The organism is Pseudahrensia aquimaris, from assembly GCF_042676045.1.
GTDB lineage: Bacteria > Pseudomonadota > Alphaproteobacteria > Rhizobiales > Rhizobiaceae > Pseudahrensia > Pseudahrensia aquimaris.
Genome location: NZ_JBHTJV010000015.1, coordinates 1 through 560 on the forward strand (window position 1 = coordinate 1; position 560 = coordinate 560).

The window sequence follows — 560 nt, forward strand, 5'->3', positions numbered from 1 at the left end:
AAGCCACAGGCACGCCCGCCCGCGGCACGCTGGCCCCAGCACCCGCCGCCTTCTCAATCCCCATCGCACCCGCACCCGGCATAGAGATCACAAAAGTGGCGGACAAAACCGTCGATGCGATTGAAGGCGATGTGATCACCTATACCTACACGCTGCGCAATACGGGCAATGTAACGCTCGACAGTGTGGCACCCACCGACAACCATGTTGCCGCTGGAACGCTCGGCCCGATCACCCCGGCGGCGGTGACATTGGAACCGGGTGACGAGCAGGTCTTCACTGCCAGCTACACGGTTCTTCAGGCGGATATCGACGCTGGAACCGCGATCACAAACACGGCAACCGCCAACGCCACCCCGCGCAATGGAACACTGACTCCACCAACCGCCGACGCACAGGTTTCGGTAAGTGCATCGACCCCCACGCTGACCATCACGAAGACGCCGTCTGTTTTGTCTGATGCTGATGTTGGGGATACGGTGACGTATACGTATGAGGTTGTGAACACTGGGAACATCACGATTGATGATGTGCTTCCGGTTGATGCTCATAATGGGGCG

Annotated in this window: 1 protein-coding gene; it reads left to right on the top strand. The window is 59.3% G+C overall.

Annotation, left to right across the window (positions count from 1 at the left end):
- Nucleotides 1-560 (top strand): DUF7507 domain-containing protein (locus ACFQ14_RS14335; RefSeq protein ID WP_449301307.1); only part of this gene is annotated, 560 nt, incomplete at both ends.